The organism is Spirosoma utsteinense (assembly GCF_014282275.1).
Classification (GTDB): Bacteria; Bacteroidota; Bacteroidia; order Cytophagales; family Spirosomataceae; genus Spirosoma; species Spirosoma utsteinense.
Map to the genome: position 1 here is coordinate 78,752 of NZ_VFIA01000009.1, position 23,974 is coordinate 102,725.

The following is a 23,974-nucleotide window of genomic DNA, read 5'->3' on the forward strand; positions in this document are numbered from 1 at the left end:
AAGGTTGTTAATCAGAACAACCTGATCCGAATGAAACGAACAACTACACTTCTGGCTGCCTGCGCGGGTAGTTTCCTGCTTGGCGCGTTCATCAACGCCCCCGACGATCCGAAAAAGCCACTGACGACCGGAATGATCGAGGTCGCGTCAACAGTTTTCGGACTCGAATTCACCCCCGCCGAGCGCGATTCGATGCTCGACAATCTCAACAATGCCCGGACTAATTACGAGGCTTTGCGCAAGATTGATTTACCCAATGACGTAGCCCCCGCCCTGTATTTCAATCCCCTCCCGGCGGGGTTCATTATACCGACCGGTCCTTCGTCGTTTAAAGCGTCGTCCGCGGGTAAAGTCACGCTCCCCGCCAACCGCGATGAGCTGGCTTTCTATACGGTCGGGCAGTTGGGCGAACTGATCCGGACGAAACAGATTTCGTCGGTTGAACTCACGCAGTTTTTCCTGAACCGGCTTAAAACGAATGATCCAAAACTACACTGCGTCATTACGCTGACCGAAGAGCTGGCTCTGACCCAGGCCAAACGGGCCGACGCTGAGCTAAAAGCGGGCAAATACCGCGGTCCACTGCACGGAATTCCCTATGGTGCCAAGGATCTTCTGGCTAAGAAAGGCTACAAGACCACCTGGGGCGCGGCTCCCTACAAAGACCAGACCCTCGACCTCGACGCCACCGTTGTTCGGAAGCTCGAAGAAGCCGGAGCGGTGCTGTGCGGCAAGATGACGCTGGGGGCCCTGGCCATGGGCGACGTCTGGTTTGGTGGCACAACGCGTAATCCCTGGAATACCGAAGCGGGGGCCAGCGGTTCATCAGCGGGCTCGGCATCGAGTGTCTCGGCGGGTTTGTTGCCCTTTGCTATCGGCACCGAAACGCTGGGCTCTATCGTCTCGCCGTCGACCGTTTGCGGCACAACGGGTTTACGACCAACCTTCGGGCGGGTAAGCAGGCATGGCGCTATGGCGCTAAGCTGGAGCATGGATAAGATCGGGCCCATCACCCGTTCGGTAGAGGATTGCGCGCTGGTTTTCAACGCCATCTACGGCCCTGACGGCCATGACCCAACGGTAATGGCCGCCCCCTTCCGCTACGCACCATTGACGACTCTGAAAGGTGTACGGGTGGGTTATGTGAAAAAAGCGTTTGAAAGCACTTATCCCAACCGGGCTAACGACTCGCTCACGCTTCAGACGCTGCGTTCATTAGGGGCCGAACTGGTGCCGTTCGATTTGCCAACGAGTGTGCCGGCTGGCCGGATCTCGTTCTTGCTCACGGTTGAAGCGGCTGCGTCATTCGATGAGTTAACCCGGTCCGGGCGCGACGATCTGATGGTGCGTCAGGGGAAAAATGCCTGGCCCAATGCGTTTCGGTCGGCCCGATTCGTTCCGGCGGTCGAATACATCCAGGCGAACCGCGCCCGCACGAAGCTTATCAATGATATGGCTGACCAGCTGAAAGCGGCCAAACTCGATGTATACATCAGCCCCAGCTATGCGGGTGGCAATCTGACACTCACAAACCTGACCGGCCATCCGTGTGTGGTGCTGCCGAATGGCTTTACGAAAGAGAACCTGCCCACCAGCATCACGTTCATGGGGCAGTTGTTCGAAGAAGGAAAAGTGCTGGCAGTGGCCAAAGCGTATCAGGACGCTACAGCCTGGCATAAAAAACACCCGATCCTGTAAGACCGGGTGTTGTCCACGACCCACACCGTAACCCGTACCCGCCCCGTACCCGCAACCTAGCCCACACCCTAGCCCACACCTTCAGGTGTGGGCTAGGGTGTGGGTTGTGTGGGTTGTGTGCGGGTTTTGCGTGGGCGTTGTTTGAACGTGGTTTTTTTTATATCGGATAAAATCAAATAGCCGGATCGGTCGGGGTGCTGCTGTTGTTGTCGCGTTCGGTAAACGGGTAAGGCAGGAAGTTACGCGTACGTTCGGCATTGGTTTGTGGGGTAGTCTCCGGGCCGGGCCGTCCAAACCGGCGGCTGTCTTCGAGCCGAAAGCCCTGGAACGCCAGTTCAATCTGGCGGTTGCGGTAAATTTCGGCCAGAACGGCCGGGGCCGTTTGTGGGCCCAAATAGGCGGGCAAGCCAGCGCCAATGCCCCAGGCATCCTGTGTCGCCGATTTGGTCAGCACCTTATTCAGCTCCGTCACCGCATTGGTCAGGTCGTTCTTGCGGGCGTAAGCTTCGGCCCGGATCAGCAGCATCTCACCCGGCAGATAGACCGGTACCGCAACTGCATTGGCGGTGCCGGCATTGCTGATGATAACGCCATCGATGACCTCGTCGAGGGGGTCTGGTTGACTTCTGCCATTGTGACATTCGCTACTGCCGACTCCTGACTGTCCAGGCTAATCTCTGATTGAGGGCCGTATAGCCGATGGACGAGAACGTAAGTGAGTAGGAGCCCGGTGGCACCGATACCCCGAGGACATAAGAGCCGTCAGCTACCGAGGTCGTTTCCAACTGTCGGTCCGTCGATCCGGAACCGCGCAGCAGCACTGTTACGCCAGGAACAGCCTGGTCATTGTTGTCGATCACACGACCTTTTATCGTGTAGCGGTTGCCCTGTGCCATGGCGTTAGCGCACAGCAACAGAGTCAGCCCAAGCATTCATAAATACTGGAAGCGTAGTCTGGTAGATGGATACATATTAGTCATAGATAGTTGATAATTACAGAGAATTACTGGGCCTTCTCCTCAATATAATAAGGGAATGGTCTGCTCACTCATGCTGGGGGCATCTATGTACTGACCCAAAAGCAAACAGGCGATTTTTAGTAACTTTGGGTTTCTGAACTCATATTCATCGACATGATTCATCGTATCTCATTCCGTTGGTTGCTTGTTGCATCGAGCCTGCTTACCCAGCTGTCGATTGCCCAGACGACTGTTTCTCCATCGACAAAACAGAATTACGCAACGCTTCAACAGGCGCTGGCCGCTACCGGTCAACTCAATGGTTCGTCAGGGCCGCGTAGTATCAACTGGATCGAAGGCGGTACTAAGTTCTCTTACATCGATGGACAGCGGACCATTAAAACGCTTTCGCCAAAAGATCAGTCAGAGGTCGTTGTGTTCGACGGGAGCCAGCTCAAGTTTCCTGGTACTGACAAACCATTTACCTACGGTTCGTTCCAGTGGTCGAACGATTCAAAGAATATCGTGTTTCAAACCAACTTCCGGCCTGTTTACCGGCGGTCGGGGGTGTCGGACTACTATGTCTATTCGGTAGCCGACAAGAGTCTGAAGCTGGTTGCCAAAGATGCCCAGACCGCTGAACTCGCCCCCGACGGTAGTCAGATCGGTTATGAGCGGGGTGGCAATCTGTTTACGTTCGATTTTAGAACACAACGGGAAATTCAACTCACCGACGATGCCAAACCCGCGTTCTACAATGGTCGTTTCGGCTGGGCCTATGAAGAAGAGTTTGGGCTGGCGCAGGCCTGGGAGTGGTCGCCCGACAGTAAGTTCATCGCCTTCTGGCAATCCGACGAGCGCGAGGTGCCCATCTATAAGCTAACAGATTATAAGGGGTTCGACGAGAAATTTGACTCGCTGCCCTATCCGCGTGTCGGTGACAAGAACCCGACTGTCCGCATCGAGGTCATCGAAATTGCCAACAGGAAGAAGGAATGGATGAAAGTCGACCTCGGGCGCGACGGCGAACCGGATGGCTACATACCCCGTATTTACTGGACATCGCAGACCGGGCAACTGGCTCTCGTTCACCTCAACCGGAAGCAGAATCACATGCGGCTGTTCATAGCCGATGGTCGAACCGGCAGCGCGAAACAGATTATGGAAGAAACGTCGAAGACCTGGGTCGATATATTCGATTTCTTCGCGGGCATTAACCACTTGCTTTACTTCCCGGCTGGTACCAACGAATTCTACTGGGTATCGGATCGCGACGGATTTGCCCACCTGTACCGGTACGATTATTCGGGTAAGCTGCTCAACCCGGTTACAGCTGGTAAGTGGGAAGTGACCTACGTACACCACATCGATCCAAAAACGAAGAAGGTTTATTTTACGTCTACGGAAGCATCGCCCATGGAGCGGCACCTGTTTGTTGTCGACCTGGATGGAAAGAACAAACGCCGACTGACGACCGTGGCCGGAAAACATACCGTCAATCTGTCGCCCAACGGGCAGTACTTCATCGACCGGTACTCGAATGTGCAGACGCCTACGCAGGTAGAGCTACGCGACATCCAGGGCAAGCTGATCAAGGCGCTGGAAACGAATGCCAGCGTAACCACTTTTCTGGCCGGTCATGCCTACGCTCCCAAAGAGCTAAGCTCGTTTACAACCACCGACGGACAAAAGATCGACATTTCGATCATCAAACCCCTGAACTTCGACGCAACAAAAAAATACCCGGTTATGCTGGATATTTACGGTGGCCCGGGTGCTCAGTCTGTTTATAATGAGTTTGCCATAACGGGCTGGCATCAGTGGCTGGCTCAATCGGGCTATGTAGTTGTTGGGGTCAACAACCGGGGGAGCGGGGGCTACGGCCGGGACTTTGAAAAGGTCGTTTACGAGCAGCTGGGTAAGTTCGAGAGCCTGGACTTTGCGGAGACGGCGAAGTATCTGGCTACTCAACCGTGGGTCGATGCCAGCCGCATGGCTATCCGCGGACATAGCTACGGGGGGTATATGAGTAGCTACACCATGCTTACACACCCCGGCGTTTTCAAGGTTTCGCTCGTGGGCGCGCCCGTAACCGACTGGCGTCTGTATGACTCCATTTACACCGAACGGTACATGGGACTTGTACCGGAAAACGACGCGAAGTATGTCGCCAGCGCCGTATCGCCATATGCCAAAAATCTGGCGGGCAAGATGTTCATTGCACACTCAACGATGGACGAGAATGTACATGTCCGTAACACCTTTCAACTGATGAACGCTCTCGAAGATGCGGGTAAAGATGCCGATCTTCGGATATATCCGCCCGGTGCCCACGGCGTGTCTTACAACCAGGCGAGTAATCTGCTGCTTTACCAGCAGTATACGACCTATCTGGAGCGTAACCTGAAGGGTGAAGTTGTCAATTAGGCGTAGGGAAAGCGACTAGAAGCGACACAAAAGACCAGAAAGCGCTTGCGAAAGAGAAGACGAAAACGCGGCAAGGATCGATTAATTCGGCCCAACTGGCACCGTATATAATTATACAAAGCGTAGTCTGTATTGATACCAGACTACGCTTTTTTTACGCCCGGCAGTACTTTGTTTTCTCGTATCTTGAGCACGAACTCGAAACCGGCTTATTATGAAGAAACTATTATTAGTCTTTGTCTCGGTGTTGTTTCTCAGCAACACATGGATCAATGCCCAAACACCCCCATCTGCCCCGGCCAACGGCGGCACACCGGCGATAACCGGCTTCACCAATGGCATGGCCCGCAACGCGGGGTTTATGACCTACTACTGGGATGCTAAAAAAGGCAAAGTCTGGCTTGAGGTCGATAAGTTCGACACGGAGTTTCTGTACTACCCGACGCTGGCCCAAGGCGTTGGCTCCAACGATATTGGCCTCGACCGGGGGCGGCTGGGGCAGGAACATGTGGTCAAGTTTCAGCGCAGTGGCAACAAAGTGCTGCTCATCGAACCCAACTACGCCTACCGGGCGCTGACCAGCGATCCACTCGAACGACGGGCTGTTGAAGAGTCCTTTGCCCAGTCGGTTCATGCCGGCTTCGATATTGCCGCTGAGGAAGGTGACCGGGTCCTGATCGATCTGACCCCGTTTCTGATGCAGGACGCCGTAGGGGCGGTTCAGGCCATTTCCCAGACCAAGCAGGGCACCTATAAATTCGATCCCCTGCGGAGTGCCATGTATATACCCCGTACAAAGTCGTTTCCGCAAAATACCGAGTTCGAGACCATCATTACAATCACGGGTGAAGGTGCCGGAACCTACCTGCGTGAAGTGGTGCCAACGCCAGCCGCCGTTACCATGCACCAGCACCACTCTTTCGTGCAGTTGCCTTCCCTGGAAAACTCGCCTTACAAGCCCCGGCTATTCGACCCGCGGATTGGCTATGGCGGTATCGAGTTCTTCGATTATGCTACTCCCGTTAGCCAGCCGATAACGAAGCGCTACATTTCCCGGCACCGGCTGGAAAAAAAGAATCCGTCGGCGGCCGTAAGTGAAGCCGTAAAACCTATTGTTTACTACCTCGACCCCGGCACTCCCGAACCCATCCGTACGGCATTAATGGAAGGTACCGCTTGGTGGAATCAGGCCTTCGAAGCGGCTGGCTACAAAGATGCGTTTCAGGTGAAGCTGCTTCCTGCCGATGCCGACCCGATGGACATCCGGTATAACCTCATCCAGTGGGTACACCGTTCTACGCGTGGCTGGAGCTACGGAGCCAGCATCATCGATCCGCGCACCGGCGAAATTCTTAAAGGGAAAGTCACGCTTGGTTCCCTGCGGGTTCGCCAGGACTACCTGATCGCACAGGGACTGGTCGGTGAGTTCAACACACCCACCGATCCTAACGCAACCGATACGTCGCCGATGATGCAAATGTCGCTCGACCGGTTGCGGCAGCTGGCCGCCCACGAGGTGGGACACACCCTGGGCTTACCCCATAATTACCTGGCCAGTACCCAGGGGCGGGCATCGGTGATGGACTACCCAACGATGGTTGCCAACGTGAAAGGCGCTTCGATCGATCTGTCGGATGCGTATGCCAAAGGCATTGGTACGTACGACAAGTGGAGCATTCGGTACGGGTACGAGCAGTTTGCCACCGGGGCCGACGAGAAGAAAGAACTCGACAAGATCATAACGCAGATGCAGGCGGCCGGTCTTTCATTCCTGACCGATCAGGATGCCCGACCTGAAGGGTCTGTCCATCCGGCCACACACCTGTGGGACAACGGGGCCAATGCCATCGATGAACTACGGCGCGTTATGGACGTCAGGAAAGTGGCATTGACCAACTTCAGCGAGAAAAAAATTCCGGCGGGTATGCCTATGGCGACGCTCGAAGAGGTATTTGTGCCGATGTATATGTTCCACCGGTACCAGGTCGAATCTGTGGCAAAAATACTGGGAGGGCAACTCTACACCAATGCCCTGCGCGGAGATGGTCAGCCGGTGCAGTCGCTGGTTCCCGCTGCCGAACAGAACCGGGCTCTGACGGCTTTGCTGGCTACCCTGGACCCGGCCTTTCTGGCGGTACCTTCTCCGGTCCTGGCGATGATTCCACCCCGCCCGTTCCGCTTCGAACCGAACCCGAGGGAAGTATTCAAACGCCATACAGGTATGTCATTCGATGCCATGGCTCCACCCGAGGCATCGGCCAGCCTGACCCTTCGTATGTTGCTCAACCCGGAGCGTTGCGCCCGGCTGGCCCTGCAAAAGGCCCGTGATCCACGCCTGCCTGATCTGGACGAGGTCCTGAACCAGCTGAGCAAAGGCATTGTAAAATCACCACAAGTGGCTAAAGAAGGCTATCTGGGCGAAATTGCCCGCATGACCGAACGGGTGTATGTCGACCAGCTGATACGTCTGGCAACCAACAAAAGTGCCGACGGCAGCGTTCGGTCAGCGTCCCACAGCGCTATCCTTGGGATCATAAACCCCGCAGCAGGTGCCGGAACGCGCAGTGCGTATGTAAAGTGGCTCATTGGTCAGTACTTAAGCGATCCGGACCGGACAGTATCGGCCCCGTCGCTGGCGGCTCCCGATGGGGCTCCCATCGATCCGGGTCAGGAATGGCTTAGCCCGGACTGCGACTGGCGTTAAGGATGTGTGCCCGTATAATCTGATTTTAACCTGATCGAGCCATCATTATAACCAGTTTTTAACCACCTACCCAGGCGCACCGGCTACTTTTGCCGGTGCGCTTTTTTGTGCATAAGGAAAACACCCAGTTATGAAAAAAATAATAGTTGCCTGCGCTATGCTGAGCGGTGGTTTTGCCGCTGCTCAACAATCGGCAACCACAACGGCTCCCACCGACACAATCGCCCCTGTAACGACAAACCGTTCTGCCGAACAGGCCCCGCTAAAACCAGCAACTGCCACCACCCCTTCGGCTAGTACTGCTGCGGCTTCTGCCGAGAAGAATGAATTAAAGTATAACCTCAATACATCCGGTTCTCACTTTTTTAAGGTTACCTTCCTGAACCAGACATGGCTGCGGCTTAACCAGAGCAACCCCGGTACAACGGTCATTCAGGAACCCCGGTCCAATACATTCGACATTGGACTACGCCGGACACGTATCCAGCTGTTTGGTCAGCTCAGTGACCGGGTGTTTCTGTATTTCCAGTTTGGGATGAACAACTTCAACTACCTGAATGGATTTCCGGCCTTTAACACCGCTGGAACGCCCTCGAACCGAAAAGTGGCTGCATTCTTCCACGATGCCATTGGTGAATATAACCTCTTCAAAGGAAAAGATTATCTGAAAATCGGGGGTGGGCTGACCATTGTGAATGGCCTCTCACGGTTTAGTCAGCCCAGCGTGAGCAGTATCATGAGTATGGATGTGCCGGTGTTTGCGCAGGCTACGGTAGACCAGACCGACGAATTCTCTCGTAAGTTGACGGTGTATGCCCGTGGTCAGCTGGGTAAGATCGACTACCGGATTGGCGTTAGCGACCCCTTCCCGATCCAGACGAACGGAGCCGCTCCTCCGGCCCTTGGTTCAACAGCCAACTTTGCGCTGAAAGGCCATCATAAGCAGTTTCAGGGCTTCTTCCTGTACAATATTTTTGAAAAGGAGGCCCATCAGGTACCGGGCTACATGACGGGGACTTACCTGGGTAAGAGAAAAGTGTGGAATATCGAAGCCGGGTTTATAACGCAGAAAAATGCAACCTGGCATCGGGGCGATGTTGTTACCGATACTATCTATCAGAACCTGAATATGTGGTCGGTAGCATCGTTTCTGGATATGCCCATCAACCGCCAGACCGGAACGGCGGTCAACGCCTATCTCGGCTATTTCCATACCGATTACGGTACCAACTACCTGCGTTATAACGGGATAATGAATCCGGCCAGCGGCATCTCCTCGGCTCCGGGCGGGCTGGGCGGCACGCAGGGTAATTCATTTCCAATGTTTGGAACAGGCAGCGTGGTCTACAGCCAGGTTGGTTACCTGATGCGGCAAGACCTTTTTGGTGCGGGCAACGGTACGCTGATGCCGTATGTGCAGGCGCAGGTTGCCAGTTACCAGCGCGTCACCCGAACGCTGGGCGTTTATAACGTCGGCCTGAACTACCTCATCAAAGGCCACAACGGTAAATTGACACTCGACTACCAGAACCGGCCTTATTACCAAACGTCTGGTACGCAGATTGCGCCTGAGGGCCGCAAAGGACAGCTGGTGTTGCAGTACCAGGTGTTTATCTAATGTGAATTCGGGACAAGGTTGGGCGTTGTCCGCTACCAATCAGTACCAGGGACCACAGGAGTAACCACAGGGACTACAGCGGTACAACCACTACCAGGGGCTACGCCCACTGGCAGGGTTGATGAGCGAGCCCTGCCAGTGGGCGTAGCCCCTGGTAGTGGTTGTACCGCCGTAGCCTATTGATTTGATCAAATAGAAGATCAAGTGGGCGTAGCTCCTGATCGTGGTGGTACCTATTCGCTACGCCCAATCTGGTTAGTGTATTTTCCACGATAACGAATGAAGCCCCGACATGATCGGGGCTTCATTGTTTCTAACGGTGTCGATGGTGTGACTAAACACCCATGTCCAGCGTGCTCAGTACGCCGTTCATGCTTCGAACCGCATCGGCCGATTTGTTGAAGGCTGCCTGCTCGTCGTCGGTCAGTTTGTAGTCGATGATTTCTTCCCATCCATTGCGGCCCAGTACGACAGGCACGCCAAGACAAATGTCTGACTGGCCGTATTCGCCTTCCAGCAATACGCAGGATGGAATTACCCGTTTCTGATCGCGTACGATCGACTCGACCATCATAGCACCGGCAGCGCCTGGCGCATACCAGGCCGACGTGCCAATCATGCCCGTCAGGGTAGCCCCGCCCACCATGGTGTCGGCGGCTACTTTTTTCAGCGTCTCTTCATCCAGGAACTGGCTTACGGGTACCCCGCCTTTGGTAGCCAGGCGTGTGAGCGGGATCATGGTCGTGTCGCCATGTCCACCAATGACCGACGCCTGAATATCGTTTGGCGAGCAGTTCATTGCGAGCGACAGATAGGTTTTGAAACGGGCTGAATCCAGCGCGCCACCTAAACCGATGATACGGTTCTTTGGCAATCCCGACGACTTCAGAGCGAGGTACGTCATCGTGTCCATCGGGTTAGAGATAATGATAAAAATGGCGTCGGGCGAGTGCTTGAGAATGCTCTCTGTTACGCCCTTTACGATGCCTGCGTTGATACCAATCAGGTCTTCGCGGGTCATGCCTGGCTTACGGGGAAGACCCGATGTGATAACGACCACATCCGAACCGGCCGTTTTTTCGTAGTTATTGGTAGAGCCAACCAGTTTGATGTCGCAGTCGAGTAATGTGGATGCCTGGAGCATGTCGAGGGACTTACCTTCACTGATACCTTCCTTGATATCCAATAGCACGACTTCGTGGGCAAGCTCCCGGCGGGCAATGTTGTCGGCGCAGGTGGCTCCAACAGCCCCGGCACCTACTACAGTAACTTTCATACGGTATTCGAAATTAAAAGGTTAACAGGTAAACAAGCGTTCGCAAAAGTACGGTCCCGTACACAGACAAACCAATGTTGGCCTGATTAAACTTCTAACCCGATAACTCAGTTTATTGACCAGTGAGGAAAAAATAATGTTAAAGGACTTTAGAAGAAAGCTGTCGTTTTGGTATGGATAAATTTTTGTTCCACTAAACGAAATCCATCCGCTGGCATCTAATCGCTAACGTTCAAAAAAAGCAAATGGCCAATAAGAGTTTAGTAACCCGCATTCTGACCTCGTTTTTCTTTAAACGAGCTAATATCGGCGCTGTCCGTTACGCCCGGAATACGAAAAGTATGTTCAACCTGATCCGCGAAGCGCTCGATAAAAGCGGTGGACTTTCGGGAAAGAACATATCGGTTTTTCGTGAGCAGCTTGGCATCGTTACCCGTCTGCTGAAAGCATATGCATCGGGCGACTACCGCCAGCTGCCCTGGAAAACCCTGATCCGGGTAATTGCGGTACTGATTTACTTCGTATCGCCGATCGACATTTTGCCCGATTTTCTGCCTATCGTTGGCCTTACCGACGATATTGCTCTTATGCTCTGGTTGTTCAGCGGCATGAAAGACGATATCGAAAAGTTTCGGCAATGGGAGCTTGGTGCAACCGTATCCAGTGAGGAGGCCCCCCGGCGTTCCCGGCCGGAAGCGCGCGAGACTATCAAGATCGGTTAAGTTTCACCCACTTTTAATAGGGTTGTACCAAAGAGTTTTATAATTTTGCATACATTCAAATCCCGAGAATCATGATCAGTACAAACGTTTTAGGAATTATGGGTTTGGGCGGTCAGGAGATGATCTTTATCTTCCTGGCGTTGCTCCTGCTGTTCGGCGCAAAGAAAATTCCCGAACTGGCACGGGGACTTGGTAAAGGCATCCGTGAGTTTAAGGACGCCACGAAAGACGTTCGCGAAAATATCGAAGATGGACTGAAAGAATCAGATCCAACTAAATAAGTAAGTGTTTTCATAAACAGACAATTGAGCGACGCCAGCCTGGCGCGGCTCGGTTGTCTGTTTTCGTTTTTAACCAGTGCCGGATAAGTCAACCCGCCGATCGGCTCAATTATTGATCAGGTCTGGCACTTGCTATCCAGTGCTATGAAGTCACCTTCCCTGATCTTGACCGTCTACCGTACCTTCTCCGCTGTTCAGTCCGCGCTGGCTTCCGGCACTATCTCCTGCCGTCAACTGGTGGCCGACTACCTCACCCGCATCGAAGAATACCAGCACCTGAACGTATTCACTGACGTTTATGCCGATGAGAGCCTGACCCGGGCCGATGCCATCGACCAGAAATTGATGGCTGGCAAGGCTGGTCGGCTGGCGGGTATGGTCATTGGTATCAAAGATGTACTCAACTACGCCGGGCACGGTGTGCGGGCTGGCAGTCTCATCCTCGATCAATTTACGGCCCAGTTTACCGCTACCGCCGTTCAGCGCCTGCTGGACGAAGATGCCATCATTATCGGCCGCCAAAACTGCGATGAGTTTGCCATGGGCTCCTCGAACGAAAACTCCGCCTTTGGGCCAGTGCGGAACGCGGCCGATACGAGCCGGGTACCGGGCGGGTCGAGTGGCGGGTCGGCGGTGGCTGTGCAGGCCGGTCTTTGTCTGGCCAGCATCGGTTCCGACACGGGTGGGTCCGTTCGCCAGCCAGCTGCGTTTTGTGGCGTGGTGGGGCTGAAGCCTACCTACGGTCGAATCAGCCGCTGGGGCCTGATCGCCTACGCATCTTCTTTCGATTGCATTGGTCCGATTGCCAATACGGTCGATGATGCTGCTTTGCTGCTTGAAGTCATGGCTGGCCCCGATGAATTCGATAGCACGGTGTCGAGTCGGCCCGTCGATGCCTACTCGAAAGCTCAATTGCCGGACCAGGCTGCTGTCGAATCGCGGCCCCTACGAATTGCCTACCTGAGTGCCGGTGTCGAGAGTACAGGCGTTGACGACAGCATCCGGGAAGCCACGCAGGGGCGGATCGATGAACTTCGGGCGATGGGCCATACCGTAGAATCTATCGACCTCGCCTTACTAAAATACCTCCTCCCAACGTATTACATTCTGACTACAGCGGAGGCTTCTTCGAACCTGTCTCGCTTCGATGGTGTACGATATGGGTATCGGCACACACCATCGGGCGACTTGCTGGCGTTGTACAAAAAAAGCAGGACAGAAGGCTTCGGCGCTGAAGTGCGCCGACGTATCCTGCTCGGCACGTTTGTACTGAGTGCCAGTTATTACGATGCTTATTATACCAAAGCCCAGCAGGTACGACGGCTGATTCGGCAGGAAACGGAGCGTATATTCGGGCAGTTTGATTTTCTGCTGTCGCCCACTACGCCGACGACCGCGTTTAAACTGGGTGAGAAAAAAGACGATCCGCTACAAATGTACCTCGCCGATATATTTACGGTGCTGGCAAATGTAGTCGGGTATCCAGCCATTTCGATTCCAAATGGCACTGATGTTGATGGGTTACCTATAGGCTTGCAACTAATGGCTCCGCCATTCGAAGAAGGAGCCCTAGTGGCTATGGCAAAAAGATTAGAAAGGGAGCGATGAATGATGAATGATGAATGATGAATGATTTGCCTTCTGGGATCATTTATCGTTCATCATTCATCGCTCATCATTCCCTTTTCGCGTAACATAAAACTAACCGACAAACTGATGACGTATCTGAACCGTAGCCTGTTTTTTGTGGGGCTGTTGAGTGCGGTACTGGGCCTGACAAGGGTAGCCAGTGCCGGGACTACGATTCAATTGGGTGACAGCACAATCGTAAAAAAAGACACTATTGCGGCCGTAGCCACTGTGCCCGACAGTTTGCTGAAAGAGCGGCTGGCTAAGCTTCAGAAAGATATTCCGCTGAATTACCACAAGTCGGTACAGGCTTATGTAGATTATTTTACGTTCCGAAAGCCGAGCAAGACGAAGCTGATGATGGAGCGAATGCCCTTGTTCTTCCCGCTTTATGAACGAATGCTGGCGCAGTATGGCCTGCCCGACGAGCTGAAATTCCTGTCTATCGTAGAATCAGCTTTAAACCCGCGGGCCATTTCACACGCGGGCGCTGGTGGGCTGTGGCAGATCATGCCGGGCACCGGTCGTGACCTGCGGCTGTATCAGGACGATTATGTCGATGAACGGATGGACCCCGTAAAAGCTACGGAAGCCGCCTGTAAATACCTCCGCGATCTATACACTATCTTCGGCGATTGGGAACTGGCGCTGGCGGGTTATAACTGCGGGCCGGGAGCCGTAAAACGAGCTATGCGCCGGTCGGGGGGCGATTCGTTCTATACCATTTACGATGCGCTGCCAAAAGAAACGCGGGGCTATGTGCCGCAGTTCGTGGCGTTCACCTACCTGATGCATCATTGCAATGACCATGGCATTGTCGCCGAAAACTACGAGTTCCCCATCCCGCACGATACCATTCAGGTGTCGGGCTATTTCAACCTCGAAACGTTTGCCAAACACAGTACGATGCCATTGGCCGATCTGCAAAAGATGAATCCGGCCATTACAACGACCATCCTGCCCGAATATACCCGCCAGTATCCGTTGCGGGTGCCCCGTCAGCAGTATGCTTATTTTACCAGCCACCGCCGGGCGGTTATGGATTCGGCCAGTCAACTGCCGCCAACCATGGCACATACGCTGCTGGCTCAGGCCGAAGACATTCGCTACGGAACCGATTCAATGAAATCGTGGTCGGCGCTGGGTAGTAATCCACTGGCACACATGACGCTGGATGAGACGCTCCCGGAAGAAACGCTGGCAGTTGCGGAGAAAAGCAGCGACAAGTCGGCGAAGCTGGCGGCTAAACTGGCCATTGCCGAACCCGCCGATGAGCCTGTAGACGAAATTGAGAAAATAGTTGCCCGCAAGCCCCGCAAACAACTGTATGTAGTGAAACGGGGGGATAACCTGGGCGAGATTGCCGACCGGTACGCCGTGGAACTCTACGACCTGAAGAAATGGAATCACCTGCGTTCGTCGACCATTCAACGGGGACAGAAGCTGATCATTCTGAAAGAAGTAACCGAAACCCGCGCTGAGCAGTTAGCCGATCAGGGGAGCGCTAAATCCCGCAAAAAGGCTGAAGTTATGGCCCAGACCCGGCAGTTCAAACCACGCTACCACCGGGTGCAGGATGGTGATACGCTCTGGAATATTGCCCAGCGGTATGACGGTCTGACCATCGACCGACTCAAGAAGATGAACAACATCCGTGGCAATTCATTACGGCCGGGACAGAAACTGATTGTGGGGTAGAACGGCTGGCTATAGCCGGTAAATGAGCGGATATAACCCCGGAAACGTAGTCAACAACCGGCGTTTTATCCGCTCATTCTGGTTATACCGTACACGCTTTCTAGCCCGGAAGTCGCTAAAAATGCGTATCTTTATTCCTCATTAACAAGCTGCCAACCAGCTTTTTCACGACTGAATGATTGCTTATTTAGACGGGGTGCTTTCCTATAAAGAGCCTACCTACGTTATCATCGACGTACATGGCGTAGGCTACGCAGTTCATATCTCGCTGCAAACCTATTCAACATTGCCCGGCGGGGGCGACCGGGTTAAACTGTTTACGCATCACCTGTTTCGCGAAGATGCTCAACTCCTGTACGGCTTCGCGATAGCCGACGAAAAGTCATTGTTTCTGGACCTGATCGGCGTATCGGGCGTTGGCCCGAATACCGCCCTCGGTATGCTGTCGGCCATGCAACCCGGCGACCTTCGGCTGGCTATTTTAGGGGAGAATGTGCGGGCTGTACAGGCGATCAAGGGTATTGGTGCCAAAACGGCTCAGCGTATCATTTTGGAACTGCGCGACAAGATGAAGAAATCGGGCGTGGTGTCGGGTGGACCTACCTACCGGCAGCAGGAAGCCGACCCTGTCCGCTCAGAATCGCTGGCGGCCCTGATGGCGTTAGGTTTCCCAAAACCAACTGCTGAAAAGAGTGTAGACGATGCGCTGAAAGCAGATCCAACACTGTCGGTAGAGGACGTAATCCGGCGGGCGTTGCGCTAATAAATCAGACCTTGTCTGGCTTGCTGCCGTTTCGGGTAGGCTGGAGGTTTTCTGGCTACCTGCGCTCAACAATCGAACCAGATCAACTCAATCAAAACAGATGAATGCCTGATGGATTTATCCGTCGGGCATTCATCTGTTTAAGCATAGAAATATAGCTAGGAGTTAATATGATATTTACGATATTTGTTTATATGTATAAAAAACTGATTGTCCTAGTGGAAGAAAGGCTAATTGCTTCTGCTTAAAGATTTTAGGCAAGCCAACCTTTTTATGTAGTTTTACCAATCTTAGTCCTCTACACAACGATCCTATACTGGATGAGACTACCGATTAAAAAATCTATCTGCTTATTAGACGATTGGCCCGTTTTTGGCCGTTTGAAAGAAAGACATACCGTACGCTACTTTAATTGAACCCTACAGTATCCCCAATGGTGAACCCTTACTTTGTTCACAGTCCTGCCGTTAGCCATTTCTTTGTCACCGTCAGTCGATTTCTGTTCCTTCCGAATGGGTGGTTGACGCTGGGGGTTTGGCTCGCTATTGGAATGGGAGTGACTTTTGGGCAGGACCAGCCGGCTCCCGCTCCCGCCCGGCGCGGGGCTGCGGGTCGGCGTCAGCAGGTGAATGCCGATTCAGCGCGGGCCGAGTCGCGCCGACGGGCCACCGTGCGGGCCGACTCGATCAAACAGGCTGTTAAAGATCGCAACGATAGCATACGGGCCATTCGCTCAGCCAACCGCCGGCCGACCATTAACTGGCCCGACCGTCGGGCTACCCGTTTTTCAGAACGCCCGTCGCAATCGCCTTTCATACTCCGGGACCCAAAAGGGGTTTCAACCGATTTTGGACTTGGCCCCGATGGGCAGATTGCCGTATCAGAACGGGTTCGTTCGGGCGTTTCGCTGTCGGGCACACCTACGCCTAACAATGTGCAGGGTAACTCAGGCAACGTACCGGTATTACCCGGCGTACCGAATGGGGCAATTTTTCCTGATGCAGCCGCACCCAGCACGACCCCGCCCGGCACGCTCTCACCGGGCTTACCCATTCCGGGACTGGCCCTGCCGCCCTCTCAGTTCGGTATGCCCTATCGCCCGGCCGAAACGATACCTTACTCGACCTACAACCAGCTTCAGAACCAGCGCGTTGAGCAGAACCTCTGGCGCGAATACGGTGCCCGACGAGACGGGCAAAGCGCGGTAAGCGGGCGTGGCCTGGTACCTAAACTGGACCTGCCCCCCATCGTCGACCGGTTGTTTGGCGGCAGCACCGTCGACTTCAAGCCCAATGGTTTCGTTACCCTCGACTTTGGGTATCTCTACCAGTTTATCGATAACCCGGTCATTCCGGTACGGCAGCGCCGGAACGGGAATTTTCTGTTCAATGAGCAGATCAGCATTAACTTCAACGGAAAGGTGGGCGAGCGCCTGGGCGTGTTAGCCAACTTCGACACCAAAGCCAGTTTCAACTTCGAGAATGCGCTGAAAGTCAATTACCGGCCAGCGGGTGGATTGCCCGGCCTCGGTACAGGACTACCGGGCCTGCCCGGTGCACCAACGCTGCCCGCTGCGCCCAATCTGCCCGGTATCGACGGTCAGCTACCCGCCTTTACGCCCCAGAATGAAAGTATTTTGCAAGGGCTCGAAGTGGGCAACATTAACTGGGCCGTTAACAGCCAGTTGATTCCGGGCGTGCAGAATCTGTTCGGGATAAAGACCCAGCTTCGCTTTGGTAAACTTAATGCGACGGCCGTATTATCGCAGCAGCGGTCGCGCAAGAGCGAGATTGTTTTGCGGGGAGGTACGTCGAACCGGCCGTTCGAAATTCGGGGCGACCAGTATGACGAGAATCGACATTTCTTCCTGTCGCAGTTTTTCCGGAACAATTACGAAGCTTCACTCAGGTCGTTGCCGCAGGTAACGTCGGGAGTGAACGTGACGCGTATTGAGGTATACGTTACCAACCGGACCAATACTACGGAGACGCTGCGCAACTTGGCCGCGTTTCAGGATCTGGGCGAGGGCAACCCATATAGCCAGGCCAACCCGAACCTACAGCCGTTTTCGCGCAATGGCCGGACGCCCGCCGACAACCGGGCCAATGGGCTATACGACAAGCTGACCAGCAATGCTACCAATCCGCTCCGGCAGGTAGACCGCAGCTCGGAAGTGCTGACAACGACCTATGGCCTGACCAAAGGCATCGACTTCGATCTTCTGCGCGGAGCCAAACGCCTGACCGAGCGGGAGTTTAAGCTCCAGCCCGAACTGGGGTATATTTCGCTCGTAACGCCCCTGCGCAACGACGAAATTCTGGCCGTTTCCTATGAATACACCTACCAGGGCCGACGGTATAAGGTAGGGGAACTGACCGAAGACTATCAGGCCCGGCCAGACAATGAAGTGCTGGTGCTGAAACTGCTGAAATCGGCTACGCTGCGCAACAACCTTCAGTTGCCGATGTGGAACCTGATGATGAAAAACATCTACTCCCTTAACACGGCGCAGATTACCCGGCAGGGATTTCAGCTACGGATTGTGTATAAAGATGACCTGACGGGTATCGATAACCCGAACCTACAGGAAGGCCGTCGGCTACAGAACAAACCACTGGTGCAGGTCTTCAATATGGACCGGCTTAACCAGCAGCTGGACGCCCAGCCCGACGGTAACTTCGATTTTGTCGAGAACATTACCGTCGACAGCCGCTATGGCAAGATCATCTTCCCCGTGCTGGAGCCGTTTGGCTCTTACCTGGAGCAGCAGTTTGGTTCTGACGAGGAGAACCTGAAAGCCAAGTACGTTTTCAATCAGCTTTATCGAACGACCCTGGCCGACGCTCAGCAACTGGCCGACAGAAATAAATTCTTCCTCCGCGGGTCGTTCCAGTCGGGCAATGGAGCCGAGGTACAACTGCCGTACGGCGTCAATGAACAGTCGGTAACGGTAACGGCGGGGGGCGTACCCCTTTCGCCGGGGCAGGATTACGTACTCGAAGCCCAAACCGGACGGCTGCGAATCATCAACGAAAGCGTAACCAACTCGGGCCGCGAGATCAGGATCAGCTACGAACAGCCCGACCTGTTCCAGAACCAGATCCGGACTCTGATCGGTACCCGCCTGGACTACGCCGTCAATAAAGACATAAGCCTGGGGCTAACGGCTATGCACATGAAGGAGACCCCCGCCGGTTTCCTTACCCGTGTTGCCATCGGTAACGAGCCGGTCAACAACACGATCCTTGGGCTGAGCGCCAATATCCGCAAAGATTCACGGGGCCTTACGCGCCTGCTGGATGCCCTGCCGATGGTGCAGACCAAAGAGCTGTCGAACATCCAGTTCAACGCCGAGGTGGCGCAGCTCCTGCCCGGTACCAACCCCCGCGCCAAGAACGACAGTTACCTGGACGATTTCGAGGCTGCGCGGACAATTTTTGACCTGACCCGCCAACCAACGCGCTGGCGGCTTGGTGCCACGCCCCAGCAGTTTCCGCAGGGGTCGTTCCAGAACCCGCTGGAGTTTGCCTATAACCGCGCGCTGATATCCGTCTACTCGGTCGATCCAAGTATTTACACGCCCGGTATCCAGGGAGCGGTAGCCAACGTAGACCCCGAAGAGGCTAAACGGAACGTCTATGAACGATATTTTTTGCCACAGGAGCTGTTTCCTGGCCGGTCGGCGCGGGTCGTGCAACTGCCCGAAAGTATCCTGGACGTGTCGTACTTCCCGGCTGAGCGGGGGATGTATAATTACAACCCGAACCTGAACACGGATGGGACCCTGCCCAACCCGAAGCGAAATTTTGGTGCCGTAACGCGGGCTATCGCGTCGGACATCGATTTCGACAATGCCAACATCGAGAACATCACCTTCTGGCTCATGGACCCCTTCGTACAGGGGCAAGCCGGTCTGGTTCGGGGTAGTCCCGACGACACGAAGAACCGGCCGAACACGACGGGGGGTAAACTGGTCTTCAACCTCGGTGATATCTCGGAAGATGTGATCAAAGATGGTCGTTATGAATTCGAAAACGGATTTCCGGCTACGGGTGAACCGGCCAGCACAACCGCCAACAACGGGCGGAATCCCGGCACCGAAGCGACCCCCTGGGGGCAGGCACCCCGCCAGCAGTTTGTAACGAATGCGTTCCAGAGTGGTGGCCGCGAAAATCAGGACGTTGGTCTGGAAGGACTCAGGAACGAGGCCGAACAAACCCGTTTTCAGGGCTACCTCAATACGGTTCGGACGCGGGTTACCGCCAACCCCGATGTGGTGAGCGAGATCCAGCAGGACCCGTCCGGCGACGACTTCAAGTTCTACCTGGGCGAAGAAGCCGATCGGCAGAAATACATTGTGGCTCGCTACAAACGGTACATGGGTATGGAGAACAACTCCCCCGAAAATACGTCGACCAACGCGTTTCTGACGCCCGCATCGACGACGCTGCCCGATATCGAAGACCTCAACATCGATAACACCATCAACGACAACGAAGCGTACTACGAATACGAAGTTGATCTGCGTCGGGGGCAGCTGGAGGTGGGTAAAAATAACATTGTCGATAAGGTTGTCGTGAATGTCGACGGCCTGCCAGGGGGCGTAACCTGGTACCAGTTCCGGATTCCTATCCGGGAGCCGCTGCGGAAAGTGGGTAGTATCAACGGATTCAAGTCCATCCGGTTTGCGCGTATGTACCTGACCGACTTCGATCAGCCGGTCGTGCTCCGCTTTGCGCAGCTACAGATGGAAGCCAACCAGTACCGCAAGTACCTCGGCGACCTCAACCAGCGGGGATTGCAGGAAGTGCCCGAACCCTACGACGCTAACTTTACGGTCTCGACGGTCAACATTGAAGAGAACAGCCAGCCGCAGGCGTCGACTACGGGCGGTGATAAGTACGTGTATACCGTGCCACCGGGTTACGTTCGGGATCGCGACTTTACCCAGGTCAACCAGGTGGAGCTAAACGAGCAGTCGATGCGGATGAGCGTGACGAATCTACGCGATGGAGACTCGCGGGGCGCATTCCGGAATACGAACATCGATCTTCAGTTTCGGGAGCGCATCAAAATGTTCGTTCACATGCACAACGCCGAAAACGAAAGCAATCAGGTGGGTGCTTTCGTGCGGATCGGTACCGACTACACCGACAACTACTACGAGATTGAAATACCGAGTCTGGTGGCTACCCGCGATGGTGTCAACGATCCGACGCTTGTCTGGCCAATGGGTGTGGGCGGTAATGACCTGGACCTCGCCCTGTCTGAACTGATCAATCTGAAAGCGGAACGAAACCGGAATTTAAGCCGCCGGTCGTCGCTGCCCTTTACGCTTCCGTCGGCTGATAAGCGGTATAAACTGACGGTGGTAGGTAACCCGGATCTGAGTTCGGTGCAGTCGATCATGATTGGCGTGCGCAATCCGAAGTCGGGCGATGAGCGGCCCAAATCGTTCACGATCTGGGTCAACGAACTGCGGGCCAACGGGTATGACCAGCATGCCGGTGTGGCTGGTATTGCGGCCCTGAACATGAAACTGGCCGACCTCGCCACCGTAACCGCTTCGGGACGCCTGACAACGTTCGGGTTTGGGGGTGTACAGACAAAAATTGGGGAGCGTGCCCGCGAAACGACGTCTGAGTTTGGCATTTCGTCGGCCATTGCCGTCGACAAGTTTTTGCCGGAGAAGTGGGGTTTCCGGATTCCGCTCTATGTCAATTACGACACCCGGAATGTCGATCCGCATTTCAACCCGCTCGATCCCGATACCCCGCTGGAAACCTCGCTGTCGTCGCTGCCTGAGGGTACCAATCCCGACAGTTACCGGAGACTGGTGCAGGACAACACCACCCGCCGGGGGTACAACTTCTCGAACGTACGGAAGGTGAAGACGAACCCGAACGCGAAAGCGCACTTCTGGGACTTCGAGAACCTGGCCTTCACCTATGCGTTCAACGACACGAAGCGCACCAACATCCTGACCGAAGAATATTTGCAGGAGCAGTACCGGGGTGGAATTGCCTACACGTACGGTGCCCAGCCGAAAGCGTTTGAACCCTTCCGGAACAAGGCGTCGTTCGAAGCGCCTTACCTGCGCTGGCTCAAGGATTTCAACCTCACCCTGCTGCCGTCGCTGGTGTCGATCCGGACCGATATGGACCGGAGCTTCGTAAAGACCCAGCTCCGCAGTTCCGACCTGACAACCGACGGGATTGTACCGCAGTACGAGAAGTATTTTCTCTTCAATCGCTTTTACGACCTGACCTGGAACCTGACGCGCAGCCTCGTGCTGACCTACCGTGCGCAGGCCAACTCCATCATCGACGAACCGGCGGGCGATATCAACACCCAGGCAAAGCGCGACTCCATCGTACAGAGCATCCGTAACCTGGGCCGGCTGAAGAACTTTGTGCAGGACATCCGGGCCACCTACCGCCTGCCGCTGGACAAAATTCCCCTGCTCGACTGGATCGCTGCCGACGCCATTTACGGCATTGGCTACCAGTTTCAGGCCAACTCGTTCGGCATTGCCGATACGCTGGGTGTGCCGTTTGGCAATATCCTGCGCAACAACCGCGAGCGGGGTATTACGGGGCGCGTGGACTTGATCCGGCTTTACAACAAGATCCGGTATCTGCGCTTTGCCAACACACCCGCGCCGGTACGGAAGAATTTTGCCCGTAACCCCGGCGACATCGAAGATATCGTTCGGGGTGAGAGCCGCATACTTAAGAATTTCACCCGCGCCCTGCTGACGGTGCGTGGGATCAACTTCTCGTATACCGTTCAGGAGTCGACCATCCTGCCAGGCTTTCTGCCCACGCCGAGGTTCTTTGGTCTGGATGCCAACAATGCACCAGGGCTGGGATTTGTGCTGGGCAGTCAGGACCGGACCATTCAGTATCGGGCAGCCGCAAAGGGATGGCTTACGCCGAGTACGGTATTGAACACGGCTTTTCAGCAGAACCTGACCAAGAAGTTCAACGCCCGCACGACGCTGGAGCCGTTCCGGGATTTCCGGATGCAGATAGAGTGGCGGCTCGACCGGACGGACGCTTACCAGGAATATTTCCGGCCGGGGGCGCAGGGCGGGCCGTTCGAGACGCAGTCGCCGGTGCGTAACGGTCAGTTCTCGATGTCGTTCTGGTCGTTCCGTACGGCGTTTGTCGGTTTGCGGAAAGACAATTCTTCTCCGCTCTTCGACCGGTTCGAGAATTACCGGCAGTTCTTTATCCGTAAGCTGACCGACGCCAATCCGGAGAAGAGTGGGGGATACAATAAGACTTCGCAGGATGTGCTGATTCCGGCCTTCTTTGCCGCCTATAGCGGTCAGGACTCGGCGAAGCTCGACAAAACGAAGCTGAACCCGTTCTTCAATTTCCCCTTGCCCAACTGGCGAATCGATTATAACGGCCTGTCGGGTCTGGCTTTTATCAAGAAGCAGTTCACGGCGTTCACCGTTACCCACAGCTACACATCGAACTACAGCGTTGGTAACTTCATCTCGAACCTGGAGTATGGAGCGGCCTATGTCAACCTGGCTGTGCAGGGCTACCCGATGGCAAATGTGCTCAACCAGCAGGGGCAGTTCGTACCGGTCTTTGCCATGAGTACCATCACCATGTCGGAGAAGTTTGCGCCGATGCTGGGAGTTCAGTTCCAGACGAAAAACCGCATCAGCGGGCGGCTGGAGTACAACCAGAGCCGCGATATAGCCCTGAGCCTGTCGAACTCGCAGGTGGCCGAGCTAACCAACAAGGACCTGACGGCTTCGGTAGGCTTCACCCGGCAGAATGTCCGGATTCCGTTCCGGATCAACGGGGCGTACAGGAAGCTGAAAAATGACCTGACGTTCTCCTGTAACCTGACCCTGCGCGACACGCGGGCTATCCAGCGTAAACTGGACGCCGAGCAGATCATCACCGCCGGGAACGTGAACTTTCAGTTACGCCCGCAACTGAGCTATATCGTCAACCGCCGACTCAATTTTAATTTTTACTTCGACCGTACTTTCAACGATCCGCTGGTGTCCAACTCATTCCGACGGGCCACTACCGCGGGCGGCATACAGGTAAAGTTCAATCTGGCCGAGTAAGGCGAGTGTCCTTGTAAAGCCGCTTCGTTCCCCTTCTGGCCGGGACGGAGCGGCTTTTTCGTTGTCTGCCCAACAGTCTATTGAGCAAAAACGGCATCTTT

12 protein-coding genes and 1 pseudogene are annotated in these 23,974 nt (G+C 54.8%); 10 read left to right on the forward strand and 3 right to left on the reverse strand.

Translation table 11 applies throughout. The annotated features are described in order from the left end of the window. Positions 1-30: 30 nt before the first annotated feature. A complete protein-coding gene (locus FH603_RS09085) occupies positions 31-1,698 on the forward strand; it encodes an amidase (RefSeq protein WP_186737171.1) in 1,668 nt (555 codons plus the stop codon). Between the two features lie 172 nt (positions 1,699-1,870). Here FH603_RS09085 and FH603_RS09090 read toward each other — a convergent pair. Next, positions 1,871-2,266 (reverse strand): annotated as a pseudogene (locus FH603_RS09090) (RagB/SusD family nutrient uptake outer membrane protein); the annotation flags it as partial. 76 nt (positions 2,267-2,342) lie between these two features. Continuing rightward, positions 2,343-2,630: a carboxypeptidase-like regulatory domain-containing protein gene (locus FH603_RS09095; RefSeq protein ID WP_186737173.1), complete on the reverse strand. Its 288-nt coding sequence runs from the start codon at positions 2,628-2,630 to the stop codon at positions 2,343-2,345. A 201-nt stretch (positions 2,631-2,831) separates the two neighbouring features. On the opposite strand from FH603_RS09095, the gene FH603_RS09100 reads away from it, so the two are divergent. The 3 genes from FH603_RS09100 to FH603_RS09110 all read left to right on the forward strand — a co-directional run bounded on the left by FH603_RS09100 (position 2,832) and on the right by FH603_RS09110 (position 9,406). After that, positions 2,832-5,084, forward strand: a complete 2,253-nt coding sequence (locus FH603_RS09100) for a S9 family peptidase (protein WP_186737175.1) — start codon at positions 2,832-2,834, stop codon at positions 5,082-5,084. A gap of 214 nt (positions 5,085-5,298) precedes the next feature. Further along, positions 5,299-7,788: a zinc-dependent metalloprotease gene (locus tag FH603_RS09105; RefSeq protein ID WP_186737177.1), complete on the forward strand. Its 2,490-nt coding sequence runs from the start codon at positions 5,299-5,301 to the stop codon at positions 7,786-7,788. Positions 7,789-7,918: 130 nt separating this feature from the next. Further along, positions 7,919-9,406: a hypothetical protein gene (locus FH603_RS09110; protein ID WP_186737178.1), complete on the forward strand. Its 1,488-nt coding sequence runs from the start codon at positions 7,919-7,921 to the stop codon at positions 9,404-9,406. Between the two features lie 334 nt (positions 9,407-9,740). Here FH603_RS09110 and mdh read toward each other — a convergent pair whose 3' ends face one another. Then, the gene (gene mdh / locus FH603_RS09115) at positions 9,741-10,682 is read right to left on the reverse strand and encodes a malate dehydrogenase (RefSeq protein WP_186737179.1); all 942 of its coding nucleotides are present in this window, start codon (positions 10,680-10,682) and stop codon (positions 9,741-9,743) included. A 245-nt stretch (positions 10,683-10,927) separates the two neighbouring features. Here mdh and FH603_RS09120 point away from each other — a divergent pair, with 245 nt between their 5' ends. The 6 genes from FH603_RS09120 (at position 10,928) to sov (ending at position 23,873) form a co-directional block, all read left to right on the forward strand. Beyond that, on the forward strand, positions 10,928-11,404 hold the full coding sequence (locus FH603_RS09120; RefSeq protein ID WP_186737180.1) for a YkvA family protein: 477 nt from the start codon (positions 10,928-10,930) through the stop codon (positions 11,402-11,404). 71 nt (positions 11,405-11,475) lie between these two features. Then, positions 11,476-11,685: a Sec-independent protein translocase subunit TatA/TatB gene (locus FH603_RS09125; protein ID WP_186737181.1), complete on the forward strand. Its 210-nt coding sequence runs from the start codon at positions 11,476-11,478 to the stop codon at positions 11,683-11,685. 144 nt (positions 11,686-11,829) lie between these two features. Then, positions 11,830-13,293, forward strand: coding sequence for an Asp-tRNA(Asn)/Glu-tRNA(Gln) amidotransferase subunit GatA (gatA, locus tag FH603_RS09130; protein WP_235985468.1), 1,464 nt, complete (start codon positions 11,830-11,832; stop codon positions 13,291-13,293). 108 nt (positions 13,294-13,401) lie between these two features. After that, entirely contained in the window at positions 13,402-15,012 is a 1,611-nt protein-coding gene (locus FH603_RS09135; RefSeq protein ID WP_186737182.1) for a lytic transglycosylase domain-containing protein, read from the forward strand. A 175-nt stretch (positions 15,013-15,187) separates the two neighbouring features. Then, entirely contained in the window at positions 15,188-15,775 is a 588-nt protein-coding gene (gene ruvA, locus FH603_RS09140; protein WP_186737184.1) for a Holliday junction branch migration protein RuvA, read from the forward strand. Between the two features lie 433 nt (positions 15,776-16,208). Next, positions 16,209-23,873, forward strand: coding sequence for a T9SS outer membrane translocon Sov/SprA (sov, locus tag FH603_RS09145; RefSeq protein WP_186737186.1), 7,665 nt, complete (start codon positions 16,209-16,211; stop codon positions 23,871-23,873). Positions 23,874-23,974: the final 101 nt, after the last annotated feature.